Below are 19,483 nucleotides of genomic sequence, written 5' to 3'. Positions count from 1 at the left end.
CGAGGAGTAGGCGCAGGCGCCTAAAAGGATCAAAGCGAAAGGAAACCGTCGTACAAGCCGTAGGCCGCGATGCCAGCGCCTATCACGACCGCGGCGAAGATCAGCTTCTCGACGGTGGTGAATACCGGCTCGCCGCATTCATGCTTGGCTTTGGCGAACAGCAGAGCGCCTGGCGCGTAGAGCAGCGCAGAAAGCAGCAGGTATTGCACGCCTCCGGCATATACGAGCCAGAGTGCGTACAGCGTCGCAATGGCGGCCACCAGCAGATCCTTGCGCCGCTCACCAGGCGCATTCTCGTAGCCTTCCCCCGAATGCTGATCAGCAGCGCGTAGGCCGCGGACCAGAAATAGGGCACAAGGATCATCGAAGTGGCGAGGTAGAGCAGGCTCAGATAGGTCGAAGCGCTGAATAGGATGATGATCAGAAAGAACTGGATCAGCCCGTTGGACAGCCAGAGCGCGTTGACGGGAACGTGATTCGCATTTTCCTTGCGCAGGAAGCTCGGCATGGTGTGGTCGCGTGCCCCGGCAAAGAGGATCTCCGCGCATAGCAGGGTCCAGGAGAGCAGCGCGCCGGCCAGTGACACCACCAGCCCGACACTGATCAGCACGGCGCCCCAGCGTCCCACCACCTGCTCCAGTACCCCCGCCATCGAAGGGTTTTTCAGGCCCGCAAGCTCGGCCTGGCTCATGATTCCCATGGATAGGACGTTGACCAGCACGAGTAGCGCGAGCACGCCAATGAAGCCGATCACGGTTGCCTTGCCGACATCGCTGCGTCGCTCGGCACGAGCAGAGTAGACGCTGGCGCCCTCGATGCCGATGAAGACCCATACGGTCACCAGCATCATGTTGCGCACCTGCTGCATGACGCTGCCCAGCTCCAGATTGCCGCGGCCCCAGAAGTCCGCCGTGAATACTTCCAGGCGAAAGGCGATGGCGGCAATGACGATGAACATGATCAGCGGAACGATCTTGGCGATAGTGCTGACCAGATTGATGAACGCGGCCTGCTGAATGCCACGTAGAACCAACAGGTGCACACCCCAAAGCACCAGTGATGCGCCGATCACAGCCGGCAAGGTGTTGCCCTCCCCAAAGATCGGGAAGAAATAGCCCAGGGTGCTGAACAGCAGGACGAAATAGCTGACGTTGCCGATCCAGGCACTGATCCAGTAGCCCCAGGCCGACGAGAAACCCATATAGTCGCCAAAGCCCGCCTTGGCGTAGGCATAAACGCCTGCATCCAGGTCTGGCTTGCGGTTGGCCAGCGTCTGGAAGACGAAGGCGAGCGTGAGCATGCCGATGGCTGTGATGCCCCAGCCGATGAGGATCGCGCCGGCGCTGGCGCTCGCGGCCATGTTCTGCGGCAGCGAAAAGATTCCGCCGCCAATCATCGAGCCCACCACTAGCGCTATCAGTGCACCGAGTTTCAATTGTTTCGAGGTCGTTGCCATGTTCCTGTTTCCTTTTAGGATCAGCACTGGAGACATTGGGCGCCCAGGCGTGCGACAGGGTAATGACGGGCGTCAACAAACGTCAGAACGAGAGTGTCAGCATGGCATCGAGCTGTTAGCGTGCCGTGGCGGTCACGGCAGGTAGAGCGCCTGGCAGGCAACGCCAGATTCACTGAGGAGAAGGTCCGTGTTCAGACCAGGTCATGTGGAAGTCAGCCGATTGCCATCCGACGGCTTTCCCGGGTATCACTTGATACTCGAATACCACGTCGAAGGGGCGCCGCAAAAGCCAGAATGGGCCTCGTTCCACCTTCATGGGGAGGTCGATCAGACGCCGATTGACGAACGGTTTGAAATGCACCGCGACGTGGCTTTCAATTTCCTGCAGCGCATCCGTCAATGCCTGCGCAAGCGCGGTTTGCACCTGCACACGGATGTGCTGTTCGCATTTCACGCGGATTACGATCCAATGTTCGAGGATCTGCGCGACCAGCTGCACGGAATGCCCGGCGAGCCTGTGGATCTCGACCGTTTTTTGCGAGAAGACTAGTTCAGTTCAGTTTCGGTCAGCGACCACGCCGATGATGAACAGCACGAGCAGAAGTACCGGCGCCAGGGTGTAGTTGTTGAATTGCGCCAACCCCTTGGCCAGCCAGGGGCTGAGATAGATGATGCCAAGGCCGTAGACCAACGCACAGAAGACCACGAACGCCAGGGTGCGAAGGACGAAATTGAGCCCGCCGATGTTCTTCTGCACCCAGGCGTTCAATGCCGGGCCGAACAGGACAAACAGGGTCGCCATGATCGCCAGAGAAATATCGAACAGGTGGTGGCGGCTCCAGCGCGACAGGGTGGCGATGAGGTCGAATACGAGATCCATGCAGGGTCCTTAAGGCAGGAAGAGTTGCAGCAGGTCATTGAGAAAAAGCTGGCCTTTGTGGGTCGCAACCAGACGCTGCGGGTCGGGTTCAAGCAAACCGCGTGCTTCCGCGTCCCGTCGTCCGTCGGCCAGCAAGTCCAACGAGAGACCGGTGCGCTGAGTGAACAACAATGATGGGACGCCGTCGGTGAGGCGCAGCACGTTCATTAGGAATTCGAAGGGCAATTCGTCCAGCGCGAGTTGCTTGTGGCCCGCGCGGAAGCGTTTCGCCGGGTCGAGGTAGTCTTTCGGCAGGCGGGTCTTCCAGTGCCGGCGGATCTCGCCATTCGGTGCGGTCCACTTGCCATGGGCGCCCGCGCCCAGTCCAAGGAAGTCGCCGAAGGTCCAGTAATTGAGGTTGTGCCGCGCCTGCCTGCCGGGTTGAGCATAAGCCGAGGTTTCGTACTGGCCATAGCCGTGCGCGGCGAGTAACGCCTGTCCGGCTTCCTGTATGTCCCACAGGGTCTCGTCTTCCGGCAGCTGGGGTGGTTTGCTCCAGAACTCGGTGTTCGGCTCGACCGTGAGCTGATACCAAGATAGGTGCGTCGGTTGCTGGGCAATGGCGATGCGCAGATCACTCAGCGCGTCTTCCAGGCTCTGCTCAGGCAGACCATGCATCAGGTCGAGGTTGAAATTATCGAAGCCCGCCGCGCGCGCCATATCGGCGGCCCGGATCGCTTCGTCACCATCGTGAATGCGGCCAAGAGCCTTCAGCTTGGCGGGCTGGAAGCTTTGCACGCCAATCGACAAACGGTTGATGCCGAGGCTGCGGTAGTCGCGGAATTTCGCCTGTTCGAACGTGCCAGGGTTGGCTTCCAGGGTGATCTCGATGTCATCGGCGAACCCGACCCGCTGCCGCATGCCTTCGAGGATTCGTTCCAGCGCATTGGCGGAGAACAGGCTCGGCGTGCCGCCACCGAAAAAGATCGACGTCAGCTTGCGGCTTTGTATCTGCTCCCGATCGGCATCTAGGTCCGCCAGCAGCGCCTGCACATAAGCGTCTTCGGGTAGCGAGGCGCCGGCAGCATGGGAGTTGAAGTCGCAGTACGGGCATTTGCGCACGCACCAAGGAATATGAACGTAGGCCGCCAGTGGCGGCAGTTCCAGGCGCGATACCGCAGGCGGCTCGGGAGCGCCGCCGTTGGAAGCAGCGGTCATGCGATCCCCAGGCGCTGCTTGAGCAAGGCCATGGCGCGGGCGCGGTGGCTGAGCTGGTTCTTGTCCTCCGGTGCCAGCTCAGCGCTTGAGCAGTCACGTTCCGGCACCCAGAACAGGGGGTCGTAACCGAAGCCATGCTCCCCCTGAGCGCTGTGCAGAATGCGGCCCTGCCACAGTCCTTCGCAGAGAATCGGCAGCGGATCGTCGGCATGCCGCAGTAATGCCAGCGCGCAGACGAACTGAGCGCCACGCTCGGCGTCCGGCACGTCCTTCAGGGCGTCGAGCAGTTTGGCATTGTTCGCCGCGTCGCCCTGGCCGCCTGCGTAGCGCGCCGAGTAGATGCCCGGCGCACCACCCAGGTGATCAACCGCCAGCCCCGAGTCGTCGGCCAGCGCAGGCAAGCCGGATATACGCGCTGCATTGCGTGCCTTGAGGATGGCGTTCTCGACAAAGGAAAGCCCGGTTTCCTCCGGTTCGATGTCGCTGAATTCACCAATCGAACGCACGCGTACGGCGTCGCCCAGCATGGCCTGCAGTTCCTTTAGCTTGCCGGCGTTGTGGCTGGCCAGCACCAGTTCTTTGAAGAGCATCATTCGTCCGGGAAGAATTCTTGGCTGAAGTCGAAATTGATCGCCGGGGCGCCGGCAGGCTGCACGTTCAGGTTAAAGCGCAGGGTTTCTTGCGAGTCGAAGGGGAACTGAGCCAGGTAGTAGATGGCCTGCTCGCCTTCTTTCAATTGCTTGAAACTCAGTGAGTAATCCTGCCCAAGCAGGTTCTTCACCGTACCGCTGACCTGCGCTGCGGTCGGTTTGCCGGACTTGAGCACCGATAGGTTGACCACGCCTTGAGTCTTGCTGCGCACGAGGCCAGCTGCGGCAGCGATGTCAGGCTGCAGAAAGCCGGAATTGAACGCGATGTAGTGCACATCATATTCGCCGACACTGTGTTTGCGCTCAGCCACGGCGGGCAGCGCAAAGAGCAGGGCGAGCAGGCATATCAAACGAGATCTCATGGATTACCTCCAGCAATGAGCGGTCAGCGGACGGCTCCGGTGACACGATAGATACCAATTTCACCAATCAGATTAGGCCACAAGCGGCTCGCCACACCGTGCTTGTGATGGCGGTCCACGGCTAGGCGCTCGAGCACTCGGGCGCCAAGTTCGTGGGACAACCGCTCGAAATCCTCGAATGTGCAGAAGTGAATGTTCGGCGTGTTGTACCAGGTGTAGGGCAGAAAATCCGACACCGGCATGCGGCCTTTGCTGGCCAGGTACCAACGGCAGCGCCAGTGACCGAAATTGGGAAAGGTGATGATGCACTCGCGTCCGACCCGCAGCATCTCCTTGAGCAGCTTGTCCGGGTAGTGGACCGCTTGCAGTGCCTGGGTCATAACCACCATGTCGAAACTGTCACTGGCGAAGTTGCCGAGGCCCTTGTCGAGGTCCTGCTCGATGACGTTGACGCCTTTTTCGACGCAGGCGGCAATGTTGTCTGGATCGATTTCCAGACCATAGCCGCTCACCTGTTTGTTGTCCCGCAGCCAGGCCAGCAAGTCACCGTTACCGCAGCCCAGGTCGAGCACGCGGCTTCCCGCCGGTATCCAGTCTTGGATGATTTCCAGGTCGGCGCGCATATAGGTTCCTTATACGGCGATGCGGTTCATGTAACCGCGAAAGGCCTGTAGATATCGAGGGATCGGAATCAGGAAGGCGTCGTGGCCTTGAGGGGCGTCGATCTCCAGATAACAAACGTTCTTGCGCGCTGCCATCAGCGCGTCGACGATTTCGTGCGAGCGCTCCGGGGAGAAGCGCCAGTCGGTTGTGAACGATATAACGCAGAAGTCCGCTTTCGCCGTGGACAGTGCCTTGGCCAGATCATCGTCGTGCGTCGCCGCCGGGTCGAAGTAATCCAGCGCCTTGGTCATCAGCAGGTAGGTATTGGCATCGAAGCGGCCGGAGAACTCTTCGCCCTGGTAGCGAAGGTAGCTTTCGACTTGGAATTCGACGCTGTTGAAATCGTAATTCAGTTTTTCGCTCTTGAGCCCACGGCCGAATTTGGTGCCCATGGCGTCGTCGGACAGGTAGGTGATGTGCCCGACCATCCGCGCTAGCATCAGGCCCCGCTTGGGGATTACACCCTTCTCTTGAAAATGCCCGCCGTGAAACTCCGGGTCCGACAAAATGGCCTGGCGCGCTACCTCGTTGAACGCAATGTTCTGGGCTGACAGCTTGGGTGCCGAGGCGATCGCCACACAATGGCGGACGCGCTCCGGGTAACTCATGGTCCACTGCATGGCCTGCATGCCACCGAGGCTGCCGCCCACCACTGCGGCCCACTGCTTGATGCCCAGCATGTCGGCCAGGCGTGCCTGGCTGTTGACCCAGTCTTCCACGGTGACGACCGGGAAATCCGCGCCATAAGGCTTGCCCGTTGCTGGATTGGTGCTGCTGGGGCCGGTCGAGCCATTGCAGCCGCCGAGATTGTTCAGGCTGACCACAAAGAAGCGGTTCGTATCGATGGCTTTGCCCGGGCCGATGCAGCTATCCCACCAGCCGGGCTTGCGGTCTTCGGCGTCATGGAAGCCGGCCGCATGATGATGGCCTGAAAGTGCGTGGCAGATGAGCACGGCATTGCTGCACGAGGCGTTGAGCTCGCCGTAGGTTTCGTAGATCAGCTGGTAAGCGTTCAGCGTGCGGCCGCAGGCGAGTGCCATCGGCTCGGCGAAATGCGCGACCTTCGGACTCACCAGACCAACGGAATCGGCTGGAATAGCTGTGGGCATTGACCCTGGCTCGTACTGGAAGAAGGCGGCAAAGTCTAAAGGTTAGCGCGCCTCAATTCATCCTCAATCGCAACGTCTGTGTCAGCCGATGCTGGCGCTGGTGAGACTGACGACTTTGCCCTGGCGGCGGATCGGCGCGGGTTTTCGCAGCAGTCGCAGCATTTCGCCGGCCTGGGCCAGTTGTTGTTCCAGCTCCAGGCTGTAACGTGTCAGCAGGCGGCCGCGCTGGCTGCTTTGCTGACTGTCCTGCGCCAAGCTCTTGAGGCGCAGCATATGCGCTTCCAGCTGCTGCTTGTGTTCCAACGAATGCTGCATCAGTGGAAGCAGCGCTTCGTTGGCCCAATGCTCGGCTTCCTGGCGCAACCGTTGATGCATGGTGACCACCTCTTGTACAAGGGTGGCGAAGAAACGTCGGGTCAAGGTGCGCTGCTCGGTAAGCAGGGTCTTGAGCTGCAGGCGAAACTGGTCGGCCTTGCCTTGCAGGCCTTTAAGTTCGTTCTGGTACCGCGCCAGACGGAACAGCGGGGCGTCTACCCCGTGCAGCGGGTTTTCGTCGTTATGGCGCCGGTAGATGGCCGAGACCATCTTGTTTGCCAATGCCGCCTCGTGCTCAAGCGCACCGAGATCCTGCTCTACGGAGCGGAAGAAATGCACGATGCTCAGGTTGATACCCAGTGTGGTCAGGCTACCTGTGAGGCTGCGACGCAGTCGGGCAAGGTGCTCCTCGAGCCGTTCTGGGCGCACCGTCGAACGCAGAAGCTCGCCCTGGCGTTGCAGTAATCGCTGGTTGGTTTTTAACTGCAGCAAACGCTTATGGTGCTGGTTATGGTCATGGCGGGTACGGGCTGTCAGCTCCATGAGCATCTGGCCGCTGTCTTGGCGATGGCTGTCGAGCAGTTCGCATTGCTCGCGCACCTTGGCCAGTCGCTGGGTCAGGATGTGCTGGCTGTTTTGCAGCAGCGCGAGCACCTGGCGCACGACCTGTTGCTCGAGCAGGCGCTCCTTCTGGGCGAGGATGCGCTCACAGAGCAGGTGCTCCAGCTCAACCAGTTGACTGCGTTTGAGCAGGTCCTCGTCGCCGCGAATTTTGGCCAGCAGGGCCTGCTTTGCTGAGAGAGGAAGCACATCCTTGATGGCAATACCCAGCTGTTGCGCCGTAGCGGCCTGCATCCGCTGGATCGCCTCACTGACGAAGGCGTCACCGGATACGTCGTCCCACAGGACATCGATCTTGTTAAGCACAGCGAACAAGCGGTTTTGTCCACCGTCGTCGAGTTGGCGAATGTGCTGTTGCCAGATGCCCATGTCGCTTGCCGTCACCCCGGCATCTGCAGACAGCAAAAAAATCACTGCCTGGGCGTTAGGCAGCATCGAAAGGGTGAGCTCTGGCTCGCTGCCGAGGGCATTGAGGCCGGGCGTGTCGAGGATGCGCAGGCCTTGGCGCAGCAGCGGATGATCGAAGTTGACCATGGCGTGTCGCCAGGCCGGCACCATCACTTCCCCGTCGGCATCGGACGCCTCCAGTGCGTCGGGATGGAAGCCCAGCTGAATGGCTTGCTCCACGGGCAGCGACCGGGTAGAGGCAACCTGGCCGAACGCTTCGACCATGGCGTCAGGGTTAGCGGGATCCAGTGCAATGTTGGTCCAAAGGTGCGGGGTGCGTTTGAGCTGCGCGATGCTGGTGTCTTCCAAGCGGGACTCGATCGGCAGCAGGCGAATGTAGGAACGTTCCGCACGTGGATCGAAGAACAGCTCAGTCGGGCACATGGTGGTGCGACCGGCCCGCGATGGCAGGATGCGTTGGCCGTAGCCAGCAAAAAACAGGCTGTTGATCAGCTCCGTCTTGCCGCGGGAAAACTCGCCGACAAACGCAAGGGTGATGTGGTCAGTGCGCAACAGTTTGAGTGCGCGGTCCAGTCTGGCTTCAACCACATCGGAGTTCAGTCGGTTGTGCGCCAGCCAGCTGCGATAACGCGTGATTTCGCGGATCAGGTCGCGTTTCCAGGAGACATAGGCATCCACCTGCCGGTCGAGTCGTTCCATGAGCGTGGTGTGCTTCCTGATGGCGTAGGGGGCGATTATCCCTGCCGCCGGGTACGGGTCAATCGAGCCTTTTGTGAACCACCGCCCAAAAGGCTACACGAGGCTATGGGCGGTTTCGGTTTTAGATGAGCGAACGCAGGATGTTGGGCATATGCGTCATCATCGCCAGGTTGTTGATGACCAGCATGTCGATCAATTTTATTGCCAGAAATGCAAAAATCGGCGAGATATCCAGCCCTCCCAGGTTCGGCAGCAGGCGGCGGAACGGTGCGAGCGCCGGTTCGCAAATCTGGCTGATCAATTGGGCGCCGGGGTTGTGGCTGCCAGGTGCGACCCAAGACAGGATCACGCTGATGATCAGCGCATAGAAAAAGATGTTGATGAACAGCCCGGTCACGCCAATGATCGCCCAGACCAGTAGCTGCAGCGGATTGCCGATGGTGCCGAACGCGATCATCAGGATAGCGGCCATTAGCAGGACCTGGACGATGATCGCCAATACCAACGACGACAGGTCGAGTCCGCCGATGCTGGGAATTACGCGGCGCAATGGCTTAAGCAACGGGTGCGTGGCGCGGACGATGAACTGGCTCAGTGGGTTGTAAAAGTCTGCCCGGACCAGCTGCAGGATGAAGCGTAGCAAGACGATCAGCAGGTACAGGCTGCCTAGCGTTTGAACGATCAGGATCAGGGCTTGCGAGAGTTGCGACATGAAGGCTCCTTAGTTGCCCAATTGTTCAGCGAGTTCGGCCGAGCGTCGTGCGGCTGCAGCCATCGCTTGCTCGACCAGGCTTTCGAAACCGCCCGCCTGGAAGGCTTTGATCGCCGCTTCGGTGGTTCCGTTCGGCGAGGTGACGCGGCGTCGCAGTTCAGCGGCTCCGACATCGCTTTCGCAGGCCATTCGCGCGGCGCCCAAAGCGGTGTGCATGGTCAGTTGTGCCGCGGTGTCACGTGGCAAGCCCATTCGCTCACCCGCCGCGGTCATGGCTTCGATCATCAGGAAGAAATACGCCGGGCCACTGCCCGACACAGCAGTCACCGCATCAATCAGCGATTCCTTGTCCAGCCAAAGCGCCAACCCAACCGCTGAAAGCAGTTGTTCGGCCTGCTGTTTTTGCGTGTCGGTCACTTGATCGTTGGCGAACAACCCGCTCACACCCTGGCGCAGCAAGGACGGGGTATTAGGCATGCAGCGCACGATCGCGCGCGGGGATTGTTCGCCTAACCACGCCTGCAGACTGGCGCAATCGATGCCAGCTGCGATCGAAACAACCAACTGATTCGCTTGCAGGCTTGCGGCCAGATCACGGCAGACTGCTTGCATCACCTGCGGCTTAACCGCCAGTACGACTACGTCTGCGCCTGCGATGGTCTGGGCGTTGTCGGCAAAAGTGTCGATGCCATGGGCTGCTTCGAGTTCGCTGCGTTTATCGGCGCCGGGATCACTGGCACAAATCGCGGAGGCGGCAGTGCCCTGGGCGCGTAGACCGCCGATTAGGCTTGCGGCCATGTTGCCGCCGCCGATGAAGGCGATACGGGGAGTGCTCAAAGTACGGTTCCTTTTATTCATGCGGAGGGGCGTCTGCGGCTGCTTTCGAAGGATAAGCGCGGGCACCGAACAGGGCAGTGCCGATCCGAACCCAGGTTGCCCCTTCGGCGATGGCAGCTTCGAGGTCCTGGCTCATGCCCATGGAAAGAGTGTCCAGGTTCAACCGAAGTTCGGTTTGTAGCCGGCGCAGGCGGGCGAAGGCAGCGCGCTGCTCGGCTGGGTCATCGGTCGGTTCGGGTATTGCCATCAGGCCGCGTAGACGCAGACGGGGCAATGCGGAGATGGCCTGAGCCAGTTCGTGAACATCTTGTGGCTCGCAGCCGGATTTGCTGGCCTCACCGCTGACGTTGACCTGCAGGCAGAGGTTCAACGGAGCCAGGTGCTCGGGACGCTGATCCGAAAGACGTTGGGCAATTTTCAAGCGGTCCACCGAGTGCACCCAGTCGAAATGCTCGGCGATCAGCTTGGTCTTGTTCGACTGGATGGGGCCAATGAAATGCCAGACCAATGGCAGGTCGGCGAGTTTGGCCTGTTTCTCCAGCGCTTCCTGTAGATAGTTTTCACCGAAATCGCGCAGGCCTGCTTCGCTGGCCTCGCGGATGGCCTCGGCCGGTTGGGTCTTGCTCACCGCAAGTAGGAGCACTCCGTCGGGATCACGCCCTGCAGCTTGCGCCGCCTCACGGATGCGCGTTCCGACCTTTGCAATATTCGTCGCTATCGTGGACATTACCTGCGCCTGCCACCTTAGGGTCTGCGCGGCATTCTACCTGCTTGCTTGTAATTGGGGAGTCCCATGGATATCACAGAGCTGCTGGCCTTCAGTGCCAAGCAGGGTGCGTCGGATTTGCACCTGTCTTCCGGCTTGCCGCCGATGATCCGCGTTGATGGCGACGTGCGCCGGATCAACCTCCCAGCGATGGACCACAAGCAGGTACACGCGCTGATCTACGACATCATGAATGACAAGCAGCGCAAGGATTTCGAAGAGTTTCTAGAAACCGATTTCTCGTTCGAAGTGCCGGGCGTAGCGCGTTTCCGGGTCAACGCCTTCAACCAGAACCGCGGCGCTGGTGCGGTATTCCGGACCATTCCGTCCAAGGTGCTGACCATGGAAGACCTTGGAATGGGTGAGGTCTTCCGCAAGATTACCGACGTACCTCGCGGGCTGGTGCTGGTCACCGGGCCGACCGGTTCGGGCAAGTCGACCACCCTGGCGGCGATGCTGGACTACCTGAACAGCACTAAGTACCACCACATCCTCACCATCGAGGACCCGATCGAATTCGTCCATGAATCGAAGAAGTGTCTGGTCAACCAGCGTGAAGTGCATCGAGACACGCTCGGCTTCTCCGAAGCACTGCGTTCGGCGCTGCGTGAAGACCCGGACATCATTCTCGTCGGCGAAATGCGCGACTTGGAGACCATTCGCCTGGCGCTGACCGCCGCGGAAACCGGCCACCTGGTGTTTGGCACCCTGCACACCACCTCGGCGGCCAAGACTATCGACCGGGTCGTTGACGTGTTCCCGGCTGAAGAGAAGTCGATGGTCCGCTCGATGCTGTCCGAATCTCTGCAGGCTGTGATTTCCCAGACCCTGTTGAAAAAGGTCGGTGGCGGTCGGGTGGCGGCGCACGAGATCATGATCGGCACCCCTGCGATCCGTAACCTGATTCGCGAGGACAAGGTGGCGCAGATGTACTCGTCCATCCAGACCGGCGGCTCGCTGGGCATGCAAACGCTCGATTCCTGCCTCAAAGGGCTGCTCGCCAAGGGGCTGGTCTCGCGTGACAGTGCCAAAGAAAAAGCCAAACAGCCGGAAAACTTCTAAACCTACCGGGGCCTGGCGCTAAGCCTGGTTCTTCGCTTTGCTATAGCGCGGCTACGCCGGACTACGAGAACGACGATGGAATTCGAGAAACTGTTGCGCCTGATGGTGGAAAAAGGCGGTTCCGACCTGTTCATCACCGCTGGCGTGCCGCCGTCGATGAAGGTCAACGGCAAGATCCTGCCAGTCAACAAGACACCGATGTCACCGGAAATGACCCGCGAAACGGTTCACGCGGTGATGAACGAGCAGCAGCGTCGCGAGTTCACGGAAAACCACGAATGCAACTTCGCCATCAGCGCGCGCGGCATTGGTCGTTTTCGGGTCAGCGCCTTCTATCAGCGCAACCTCGCGGGCATGGTACTGCGCCGTATCGAGACCAACATACCAACGCTGGAAGACCTGAAACTTCCCGAAGTGCTGAAAAAGCTGGCAATGACCAAGCGGGGGCTGGTGCTGTTCGTCGGTGCGACCGGTACCGGCAAATCGACCTCGTTGGCTGCGATGATCGGCTACCGCAACAAGAACTCCAGCGGCCATATCATCTCGATCGAAGATCCGATTGAGTTCATTCACCAGCATCAGAGCTGCATCGTCACCCAGCGTGAAGTCGGAATCGATACCGACTCCTTCGATGTAGCGCTGAAAAACACCCTGCGCCAGGCGCCGGATGTGATCCTGATCGGTGAAGTGCGGACACGGGAAACCATGGACTACGCCGTTGCATTCGCCGAAACCGGCCACCTTTGTCTGGCGACCCTGCACGCCAACAACGCTAACCAGGCGCTGGACCGAATCATCAACTTCTTCCCGGCTGATCGGCAGCAGCAGGTCTGGATGGATTTGTCGCTGAACCTCAAAGCCATCGTCGCTCAGCAGCTGATCCCGACGCCCGATGGCAAAGGCCGTCGCGCGGTGATCGAAGTGCTGATCAATACCCCCCTTGCAGCTGATCTGATCCGTAAAGGAGAGGTTCACGAGCTCAAATCGTTGATGAAACGCTCCACCGACCTTGGCATGCAGACCTTCGACCAGGCGCTGTACAGCCTCTACGTGCAAGGCGAAATCACTTACGAAGACGCCCTGGCGCATGCCGACTCCTCCAACGATCTACGGCTGATGATCAAGCTGGGTTCGGAAACCGACGGTGAACATCTCACCAGCGTATCTCAGGGGCTGACGCTGGAAGTCAGCGACGACGATACGGGTCGCAGCTTCCGCTGATCATGCCTGTCCGGGCCGTTCTATGCGCTTGCCCGGACGGGTGGCGACACGCTCTGCCTGGCCGTCACGTTGTGCTCCAGCCCGGGCACGGCTCATCAGTTGCGGGATCAGTGGCCCTTCCGGCAGGTTTTTCCAGAAGCGCACCGGCAGATTGTTCTGCAACACGTCGCGGTTGAGCCGCGCCGGGTTGAAGGTGCTTTCGTAATAGGTCTTCCACAACTCAGCGCCAGACTCCTGGGCGGTCTGTGCCAACTGGCGCCAGATGGCGGGGCAGGGATTGGCGTAGTGCATGACGTCCCCGTCCCACAACACTGCATCATCCGGTGTCGCGATCAACCACGAATGCAGGCCCATCCGCTCGGCGAAGTGCGGCGCGGCGCTGGTCAGGATGTCGTGCGCCGGCTCGAACCAGGCCGCGTAGTCGGGGCCGCTCGGGCACGTAATCGGGCTGAACCGGAGAAAGGCGTGCAGATGGTGCGTTTCGCGGCGGATTGTCTTGATTCGCGCGTGCAGTTCGCTGCCGTCGACATCGCCAACCAGCCTGGCCGTCTGGTCGCCCTTCGCGACTCGCCAAAGGATGCGATACAGCAGGCTCCAGCGGTCAGCTGTTCGAAAGCGCGCCGCAGTTTCCAGTTCGGCGAGCAACTGCCGAGGGATGCGTACCGGCGAGCTGGGCTCGATCGACTCCGGTTCAACGTGGCCGCCGAACAAGCCACCCGCCTCGTCGCCAGCTAGCCATTCCACGTGATGTGGGGCGATTCCGCGGTGGAGCAAATCGCGAGCCGCCTCGCGCCAACCATCGAAACGACCGTCGAAACGAACCTGAAGCATTACCAGAGCCCCATCTGCACCGGGCCTTCGCTGAGCTGCCGGCGCAAGGCGGACGATTCTCGGTAGGCCAGGCTGGGGCGGTAATCCTGGGTGATGACGAAGGGCTTGGCTTTTTCCAGCGAGCAGCGAAGGCGGGTCAGATCTTCAAAGCGGATTCGCTTCTGCCGGCGCAGGGCGACCAGCCGTTTGGCACTGAGAATGCCGATGCCGGGGATGCGCGCAATCAATGCAGGTTCGGCGCTATTCAGATCAACCGGGAAATGCTCGCGATTGGACAGTGCCCATGCCAGCTTCGGATCGATGTCCAGCGGCAGGTTGCCCGGGCCCGTCAACAATTCGCCGGCCTTGAAGCCATAGCTGCGCATCAAGAAGTCCGCCTGGTATAGGCGATGCTCGCGCAGCAGCGGCGGTGCTTCGAAGGGTACTGTCTTCGGACTGTGCGGAATTGGGCTGAATGCCGAGTAATAGACGCGACGCAGTCTGAAGTCGCCATACAGTGATTGGGCGGTATGCAGAATGGTGCTGTCATCGGTGGCGTCCGCGCCGACGATCATCTGCGTACTCTGACCTGCCGGTGCGAAGCGTGGCGCTCGCTTTTCCGCTTTCGCTTCGGTCTCGCCCTCATGAATGGCGTGCATCGCCTGCTTGATGGTCACTACCTGTTTTTCAGGCGCCAGGCGAATCAGGCTGGCCTCGGTCGGAAGTTCAATGTTGACGCTGAGGCGGTCGGCGTAACGCCCCGCCTCTGCAATGAGTTGCGGGTCGGCATCTGGGATCGTCTTCAGATGAATGTAACCGCGAAACTCGTGCTCTTCGCGTAGCAGCTTGGCCACGCGATTGAGCTGCTCCATGGTGTAGTCAGCCGAGCGGATAATCCCTGAGCTGAGAAACAGGCCGCTGATGCAGTTGCGGCGGTAGAAGTCCAATGTCAGCGTCACCACTTCTTCTGGGGTGAAGCGTGCGCGCGGAACATCGCTGGAACGCCGGTTGACACAATATTGGCAGTCGTACAGGCAAAAGTTGGTCAACAGGATTTTCAGCAGCGCCACACAGCGACCATCCGGGGTAAAGCTGTGACAAATACCCATGCCATCCGTGGCGCCGAGCCCACTGCGTCCCTTCGAGCTGCGTTTGGGCGCACCGCTGCTGGCACAAGACACGTCGTATTTTGCGGCGTCGGCCAGGACGCTGAGCTTCTCGATCAACTGCATAACAATCACCATGATGCTGGTTGTATATACAGTATCATGGTGGCTCAGTTGAATGATGTCCGCTCGGCAGGCGCTGCAATCGAGCGGTAATCAGATAAGCTCAAGAAATTCCACTATCGGACAGCGAGGCTCAGATGCGTCAAAACACCCATAGCACCCTGATTGGCTATCTCCTTTGGATTTTCGGCTTTCTAGGATCGCACCGCTTCTACTACGGCAAGCCGATCACCGGCACCATCTGGTTCTTCACGCTCGGGTTGTTTTTCGTCGGTTGGATCATCGACCTGTTTCTGATCCCTTCGATGGACCGTGAAGCCGACCTGCGCTTCCAGCCTGGCCCGATCGACTACACCGTCGCCTGGATTCTGCTGACATTCCTGGGTGTATTCGGCGTGCACCGGATGTACCAGGGCAAGTGGATTACCGGGCTGATCTATCTTTGCACGGGTGGGCTGTTTTTCGTCGGCATCCTTTATGACTTCTGGACGCTCAATAGCCAGGTGTCGATGCAGAATATGGAAAAACGCATTGATCGTTGATCGTGCGCTGACCGTTCGCAGCCCTGCTCGGCTGCGAACGGCTGGGTGAGCAATCTAGCCGAGGAAGGCGACTCGTCCGTCAACCAGGGTGTAGCGCACCGCCCCGGGCAGGCAATGCCCGATGAACGGGCAATTCCGGCCTTTCGAGTGCCAGCGCTCGCCGGCCAGGGTCGAACTGCTCGGGTCGAAGAGGACCAAATCTGCGGCTCCGCCAATCGACAGCCGGCCGGCTGGCAGCCGTAGCGCCGTGGCCGGGCCGCTGCTCAGGCGAGCCAGCAGGGTCGGTAGATCCAGCAGGCCATCTTCGACCAGCGTCAGTGCGAGAGGCAGGAGAATTTCGGCGCTGCTGATGCCCGCCTCGGTCTCGCCGAAAGGGGCCTGCTTGGCGTCGGCTTCATGCGGTTGATGGTGGCTCGAGATCACCGAGATGACGCCACTCTTGACCGCCTGGCGAAGGCCTTCACGGTCAGCGGCACTGCGCAGAGGCGGCTGTACATGGTAGAGACTGGAAAAGCCGTGCAGTGCTTCGTCGGTGAGGATCAGCTGATACATCGCCACATCAGCGGTGACTGGCAGGCCGCGAGCCTGCGCATCGGCAATCATCTGCGCGCCGCGGGCAGTGGTGAGTTGGCTGAAGTGCGCGCGCACACCGGCTTGTTCCACCAGCAGCAGGTTACGCGCCAGGGCAATGGTTTCCGCTGTTTCGGGAATTCCGGCCAGGCCGAGAAAGGCCGCCGCCGGGCCTTCGTGGGCCAGGCCACCCTCGGCCAGATCGCTGTCCTGTGAATGGATGACGACCGTGAGGTCAAATGTGGCTGCGTATTCCAGTGCTCGGCCCAGGTTGCGATTGCTGGTGAAGTTGGCCAGGCCGTTGCCGAAGGCGACGCAGCCCGCGTCCCGTAGCGCGACCAGTTCCGAAAGCTGCTCGCCGGCCAGATTGCGTGTCAACGCGCCGACCGGAAAGACCTTGGCATGACCGGACTCGCGGGCGCGATCGAGGATCAGTTCAGCTACTGCTGCAGTGTCCAGCACAGGCTTGGTTTGCGGTGGGCAGCACAGGCTGGTGATGCCGCCGGCCGTTGCCGCGAGCGTTTCGCTGGCGATGCTGCCCTTGCGGCTGAAGCCAGGCTCACGAAGTGCTACCGATAGGTCGACCAGGCCAGGCGCTGCGACCAGGCCTCGTGCGTCAATGGTCTGGGCGACATTGAAGCCTGCTGGGGCTTGGCCGAACGCAGCAATCTTGCCGTCCTGGCAGTAAATATCAGTGACTTCGTCGCGCCCGCTGGCCGGGTCGATCAGGCGAGCACCGAGGATGTGGGTAGGCATCAATTCTGCTCCTCGGCTGCATATTCCTGTTCAAGTTGCCGTTGTGCGGTCTGTCCGCTCATCGCCATGGATAGCACCGCCATTCGAATCGCGATGCCATAGGTGACCTGGTTGAGAATGACTGACTGGGCACCATCCGCCACTGCGGACTCGATCTCGACGCCACGGTTGATCGGGCCGGGATGCATGACGATGGCGTCCGGCTTGGCTAACCCCATACGCTGGGTCGTGAGTCCATAGAGCCGATAGAACTCGCCTTCGCTGGGCAGCAGCCCGCCCTGCATGCGTTCACGTTGCAGGCGCAGCATGATCACCACGTCGACGTCGCGCAGGCCTTCGTTCATGTCGTGGTAGACGCTCACGCCATACTGCTCCAGGCCGACGGGTAGCAGTGTCTTCGGGCCTATGACACGAATATCCGGGCAGCCCAGTGTTTTCAGCGCGAGCATATTGGAGCGGGCTACCCGCGAATGCAGGATGTCGCCGACGATGGCCACTGAAAGCTTTTCGAAGTCGCCCTTATGCCGGCGAATGGTGAGCATGTCGAGCATGCCCTGGGTCGGGTGCGCATGGCGCCCATCGCCGCCGTTTATGACCGCTACATCCGGGCAGACGTGTTCTGCAATGAAGTGCGCGGCGCCGGAATCCGCGTGACGGACGACGAACATGTCGGCGGCCATCGCCTCGAGGTTGCGCAGGGTATCGGTAAGTGTTTCGCCCTTACTGGTCGAGGAGGTCGAGACGTTTAGGGTGATCACGTCCGCCGACAGCCGCTTGGCCGCCAGCTCGAATGTAGTGCGAGTGCGTGTGGAGTTTTCGAAGAATACGTTGCAAACGGTTTTGCCTCGCAACAGCGGGACTTTCTTCACTGCTCTGGCGCCGACCTCGAGGAACGAGTCGGCGGTGTCGAGGATTTCGGTAAGTAGCGCGCGGGGTAGCCCATCCAACGAGAGGAAATGGCGCAACTGTCCATGGTCGTTCAGCTGGAGTGGGCGCTTGGCGTCGGTTGGCGTCATCGCGAGGGTCTCAATTGGCGGAGGCGAGGGTCTGGAGCTCGAGCGTTAGCGGGGTTGGGCCAAGCAATTTCACTCGTTGGTCAGGAGCCAGCGAGAGTGTCGCGCCAACTACGTCTGGCCGGATTGGCAGCTCGCGGGCGTTGAGGTCGAGCAGGCATACCAGGCTGACGCTGGCGGGTCGCCCATAATCGAACAGCTCGTTGAGCGCCGCGCGAATGGTGCGACCGCTCATCAGTACATCATCGACCAGTACCAGGTGTTGCCCTTCGATTTCAAAAGGCAGCTCCGAGGGGCGGACCTGGGGATGCAGACCGTTCTGGGTGAAATCGTCGCGGTAGAAGGAGACATCCAGAATCCCCAGCGCCTCGTTCTTGTTCCGCCGTTCAAGCAGAGCCTGGGCGACCCAGACGCCGCCGGTGCGGATGCCGATGAAGCGAGGTTCGCTGACGGCTCGGCTGTTCAGGTGTCGGTCCAGAGCGGAAGCCATTTCCGGGAGCAGCTGGTCGGGATTGGGCAGGGTCATGATTTCTCCTGGGACCGCTTCAGGCGGTTTGCTGGGCACTCAGCCAGCCTTCGAGTAAAAGAGCGGCGGCCAGCGCATCGACAGGGCGTTCACGGTAACCGCCGCTCTGACCACCACGCAGGCGTTCGCCTTTGGCTTCGTATGTCGTGAGGCGCTCGTCATGGGTATGCACTGGCAGGTTGAAGCGACCGTTGAGGCGGCGGGCAAACTTCTCAGCACGAGCGCTCATCTCACTGGCACTGCCGTCCATGTTTAAAGGCAGGCCGACCACTAGTGCATCCGGTTGCCACTCACGCAGCAGTGCCTCGATTTGTGACCAGTCGGGTACGCCATTTTGCGCTTTGAGCACGCAGAGCTCGCGTGCTTGACCGGTGATCGCCTGTCCAACGGCGACGCCGATCTGCTTGGTGCCGTAGTCGAAGCCGAGCAGTAGACGCAGCGTGCTCATGCGTGGCCGACCTGGCTGCTGAGCAATCTAAGGTCGACCCCTAGCGATGCGGCAGCGGCAGTCAAACGCTGATCATAGGGCAGGTCGAAAAGAATCTCTGGCTGCGCCTGGCAGCTGAGCCAGGCGTTCTCGGCCAGCTCCGCTTCCAGTTGGCCAGGTTCCCAGCCCGCATAGCCGAGGGCAATCAAATGCTGCTTGGGGCCGTAGCCGTCGGCGATGGCGAAGAGAACGTCCTGGGACGTGGTCACTCCGAGCGGACCCAGAGCGAGCGTTGCCTGAAACTGGGCGTCGGCCGGATGCAGCACGAAACCTCGATCGGTCTGAACCGGGCCGCCCGAAAAAATCGTCAGATGTTGGCTGCTGACATCGCCTGGCTGATCCGGGCGGAGTTGCTCAAGGATATCCGCCAGGTTCAATCCGCTGGGGCGATTGACAATCAGCCCCATCGCGCCGTCCCGGTTGTGCTCCACCAGATAGATCAAGGTCTGGGCAAAATTGGGGTCCGCCATATGCGGCATGGCGATCAGAAAGTGATGCTTGAGGTAGCTGGGCGAGGTCGCGTTCATGGGGGCTAGCTTAAGCGTTACGGGCTGGGCCGTGAAGCAGCCGCGCTAGATACGTGCCCGACGCG

21 protein-coding genes and 1 pseudogene are annotated in these 19,483 nt (G+C 60.6%); 4 read left to right on the top strand and 18 right to left on the bottom strand.

From position 1 onward, the window contains the following. Positions 1–29: 29 nt before the first annotated feature. Positions 30–1,456: pseudogene (gene arcD / locus C1896_20295) on the bottom strand (arginine-ornithine antiporter). A 205-nt stretch (positions 1,457–1,661) separates the two neighbouring features. Here arcD and C1896_20290 point away from each other — a divergent pair. Beyond that, positions 1,662–2,006: a DUF5064 domain-containing protein gene (locus tag C1896_20290; GenBank protein AZZ47061.1), complete on the top strand. Its 345-nt coding sequence runs from the start codon at positions 1,662–1,664 to the stop codon at positions 2,004–2,006. A 6-nt stretch (positions 2,007–2,012) separates the two neighbouring features. Here C1896_20290 and C1896_20285 read toward each other — a convergent pair whose 3' ends face one another. The 10 genes from C1896_20285 to C1896_20240 form a co-directional block, all read right to left on the bottom strand. Further along, positions 2,013–2,336, bottom strand: a complete 324-nt coding sequence (locus C1896_20285; protein AZZ47060.1) for a DUF3392 domain-containing protein — start codon at positions 2,334–2,336, stop codon at positions 2,013–2,015. Between the two features lie 9 nt (positions 2,337–2,345). Then, positions 2,346–3,467: a YggW family oxidoreductase gene (locus C1896_20280; GenBank protein ID AZZ47753.1), complete on the bottom strand. Its 1,122-nt coding sequence runs from the start codon at positions 3,465–3,467 to the stop codon at positions 2,346–2,348. 62 nt (positions 3,468–3,529) lie between these two features. Further along, positions 3,530–4,126 (bottom strand): non-canonical purine NTP pyrophosphatase, RdgB/HAM1 family, encoded by a 597-nt coding sequence (rdgB, locus tag C1896_20275; GenBank protein AZZ47059.1) that lies wholly within the window; start codon positions 4,124–4,126, stop codon positions 3,530–3,532. Beyond that, positions 4,123–4,545 (bottom strand): DUF4426 domain-containing protein, encoded by a 423-nt coding sequence (locus C1896_20270; protein ID AZZ47058.1) that lies wholly within the window; start codon positions 4,543–4,545, stop codon positions 4,123–4,125. Before C1896_20270 ends, rdgB begins: the two co-directional genes overlap by 4 nt. 23 nt (positions 4,546–4,568) lie before the next feature. Next, the gene (metW, locus tag C1896_20265; protein AZZ47057.1) at positions 4,569–5,168 is read right to left on the bottom strand and encodes a methionine biosynthesis protein MetW; all 600 of its coding nucleotides are present in this window, start codon (positions 5,166–5,168) and stop codon (positions 4,569–4,571) included. Positions 5,169–5,177: 9 nt separating this feature from the next. Next, positions 5,178–6,317: a homoserine O-acetyltransferase gene (locus C1896_20260; protein ID AZZ47056.1), complete on the bottom strand. Its 1,140-nt coding sequence runs from the start codon at positions 6,315–6,317 to the stop codon at positions 5,178–5,180. Between the two features lie 81 nt (positions 6,318–6,398). Continuing rightward, on the bottom strand, positions 6,399–8,360 hold the full coding sequence (locus C1896_20255; GenBank protein ID AZZ47055.1) for a GTPase: 1,962 nt from the start codon (positions 8,358–8,360) through the stop codon (positions 6,399–6,401). Positions 8,361–8,481: 121 nt separating this feature from the next. Further along, positions 8,482–9,072, bottom strand: coding sequence for a YggT family protein (locus C1896_20250; protein ID AZZ47054.1), 591 nt, complete (start codon positions 9,070–9,072; stop codon positions 8,482–8,484). Between the two features lie 9 nt (positions 9,073–9,081). Then, a complete protein-coding gene (locus C1896_20245; protein AZZ47053.1) occupies positions 9,082–9,909 on the bottom strand; it encodes a pyrroline-5-carboxylate reductase in 828 nt (275 codons plus the stop codon). A 13-nt stretch (positions 9,910–9,922) separates the two neighbouring features. Beyond that, on the bottom strand, positions 9,923–10,636 hold the full coding sequence (locus tag C1896_20240) for a YggS family pyridoxal phosphate-dependent enzyme (GenBank protein ID AZZ47052.1): 714 nt from the start codon (positions 10,634–10,636) through the stop codon (positions 9,923–9,925). A 66-nt stretch (positions 10,637–10,702) separates the two neighbouring features. On the opposite strand from C1896_20240, the gene C1896_20235 reads away from it, so the two are divergent. Both C1896_20235 and C1896_20230 read left to right on the top strand, forming a co-directional pair. Further along, positions 10,703–11,737 carry a type IV pili twitching motility protein PilT gene (locus C1896_20235; GenBank protein ID AZZ47051.1) on the top strand — a complete coding sequence of 345 codons (1,035 nt, stop codon included), beginning with the start codon at positions 10,703–10,705 and terminating at the stop codon, positions 11,735–11,737. Positions 11,738–11,812: 75 nt separating this feature from the next. Continuing rightward, positions 11,813–12,958: a twitching motility protein PilT gene (locus tag C1896_20230; protein AZZ47050.1), complete on the top strand. Its 1,146-nt coding sequence runs from the start codon at positions 11,813–11,815 to the stop codon at positions 12,956–12,958. Here C1896_20230 and C1896_20225 read toward each other — a convergent pair whose 3' ends face one another. Both C1896_20225 and C1896_20220 read right to left on the bottom strand, forming a co-directional pair. Continuing rightward, the gene (locus tag C1896_20225; GenBank protein AZZ47049.1) at positions 12,959–13,789 is read right to left on the bottom strand and encodes a hypothetical protein; all 831 of its coding nucleotides are present in this window, start codon (positions 13,787–13,789) and stop codon (positions 12,959–12,961) included. It abuts the gene before it with no gap. Beyond that, positions 13,789–15,000 carry a putative DNA modification/repair radical SAM protein gene (locus C1896_20220; protein AZZ47048.1) on the bottom strand — a complete coding sequence of 404 codons (1,212 nt, stop codon included), beginning with the start codon at positions 14,998–15,000 and terminating at the stop codon, positions 13,789–13,791. Before C1896_20220 ends, C1896_20225 begins: the two co-directional genes overlap by 1 nt. A gap of 134 nt (positions 15,001–15,134) precedes the next feature. Between C1896_20220 and C1896_20215 the strand changes: the two genes are divergently transcribed. Further along, positions 15,135–15,539, top strand: coding sequence for an NINE protein (locus tag C1896_20215; GenBank protein ID AZZ47047.1), 405 nt, complete (start codon positions 15,135–15,137; stop codon positions 15,537–15,539). 54 nt (positions 15,540–15,593) lie between these two features. On the opposite strand, the gene C1896_20210 is transcribed toward C1896_20215, so the two are convergent. From C1896_20210 to C1896_20190, 5 genes are read right to left on the bottom strand one after another with little or no spacing between them, the layout of a single operon-like run. Next, positions 15,594–16,865, bottom strand: a complete 1,272-nt coding sequence (locus C1896_20210) for a dihydroorotase (GenBank protein ID AZZ47046.1) — start codon at positions 16,863–16,865, stop codon at positions 15,594–15,596. Continuing rightward, the gene (pyrB, locus tag C1896_20205; GenBank protein AZZ47045.1) at positions 16,865–17,881 is read right to left on the bottom strand and encodes an aspartate carbamoyltransferase catalytic subunit; all 1,017 of its coding nucleotides are present in this window, start codon (positions 17,879–17,881) and stop codon (positions 16,865–16,867) included. The genes C1896_20210 and pyrB overlap by 1 nt, the downstream gene beginning before the upstream one ends. Positions 17,882–17,891: 10 nt before the next feature. Then, positions 17,892–18,404 (bottom strand): bifunctional pyr operon transcriptional regulator/uracil phosphoribosyltransferase PyrR, encoded by a 513-nt coding sequence (locus C1896_20200; GenBank protein AZZ47044.1) that lies wholly within the window; start codon positions 18,402–18,404, stop codon positions 17,892–17,894. A gap of 19 nt (positions 18,405–18,423) precedes the next feature. Beyond that, positions 18,424–18,852, bottom strand: a complete 429-nt coding sequence (locus C1896_20195; GenBank protein AZZ47043.1) for a Holliday junction resolvase RuvX — start codon at positions 18,850–18,852, stop codon at positions 18,424–18,426. Beyond that, on the bottom strand, positions 18,849–19,418 hold the full coding sequence (locus tag C1896_20190) for a YqgE/AlgH family protein (protein AZZ47042.1): 570 nt from the start codon (positions 19,416–19,418) through the stop codon (positions 18,849–18,851). The genes C1896_20195 and C1896_20190 overlap by 4 nt, the downstream gene beginning before the upstream one ends. Positions 19,419–19,483 lie beyond the last annotated feature (65 nt).

Source organism: Pseudomonadaceae bacterium SI-3 (genome assembly GCA_004010935.1).
GTDB lineage: Bacteria > Pseudomonadota > Gammaproteobacteria > Pseudomonadales > Pseudomonadaceae > Stutzerimonas.
The sequence above is the reverse complement of the archived record's forward strand: the minus strand, read 5'-3'. Positions and strand labels throughout refer to the sequence as shown.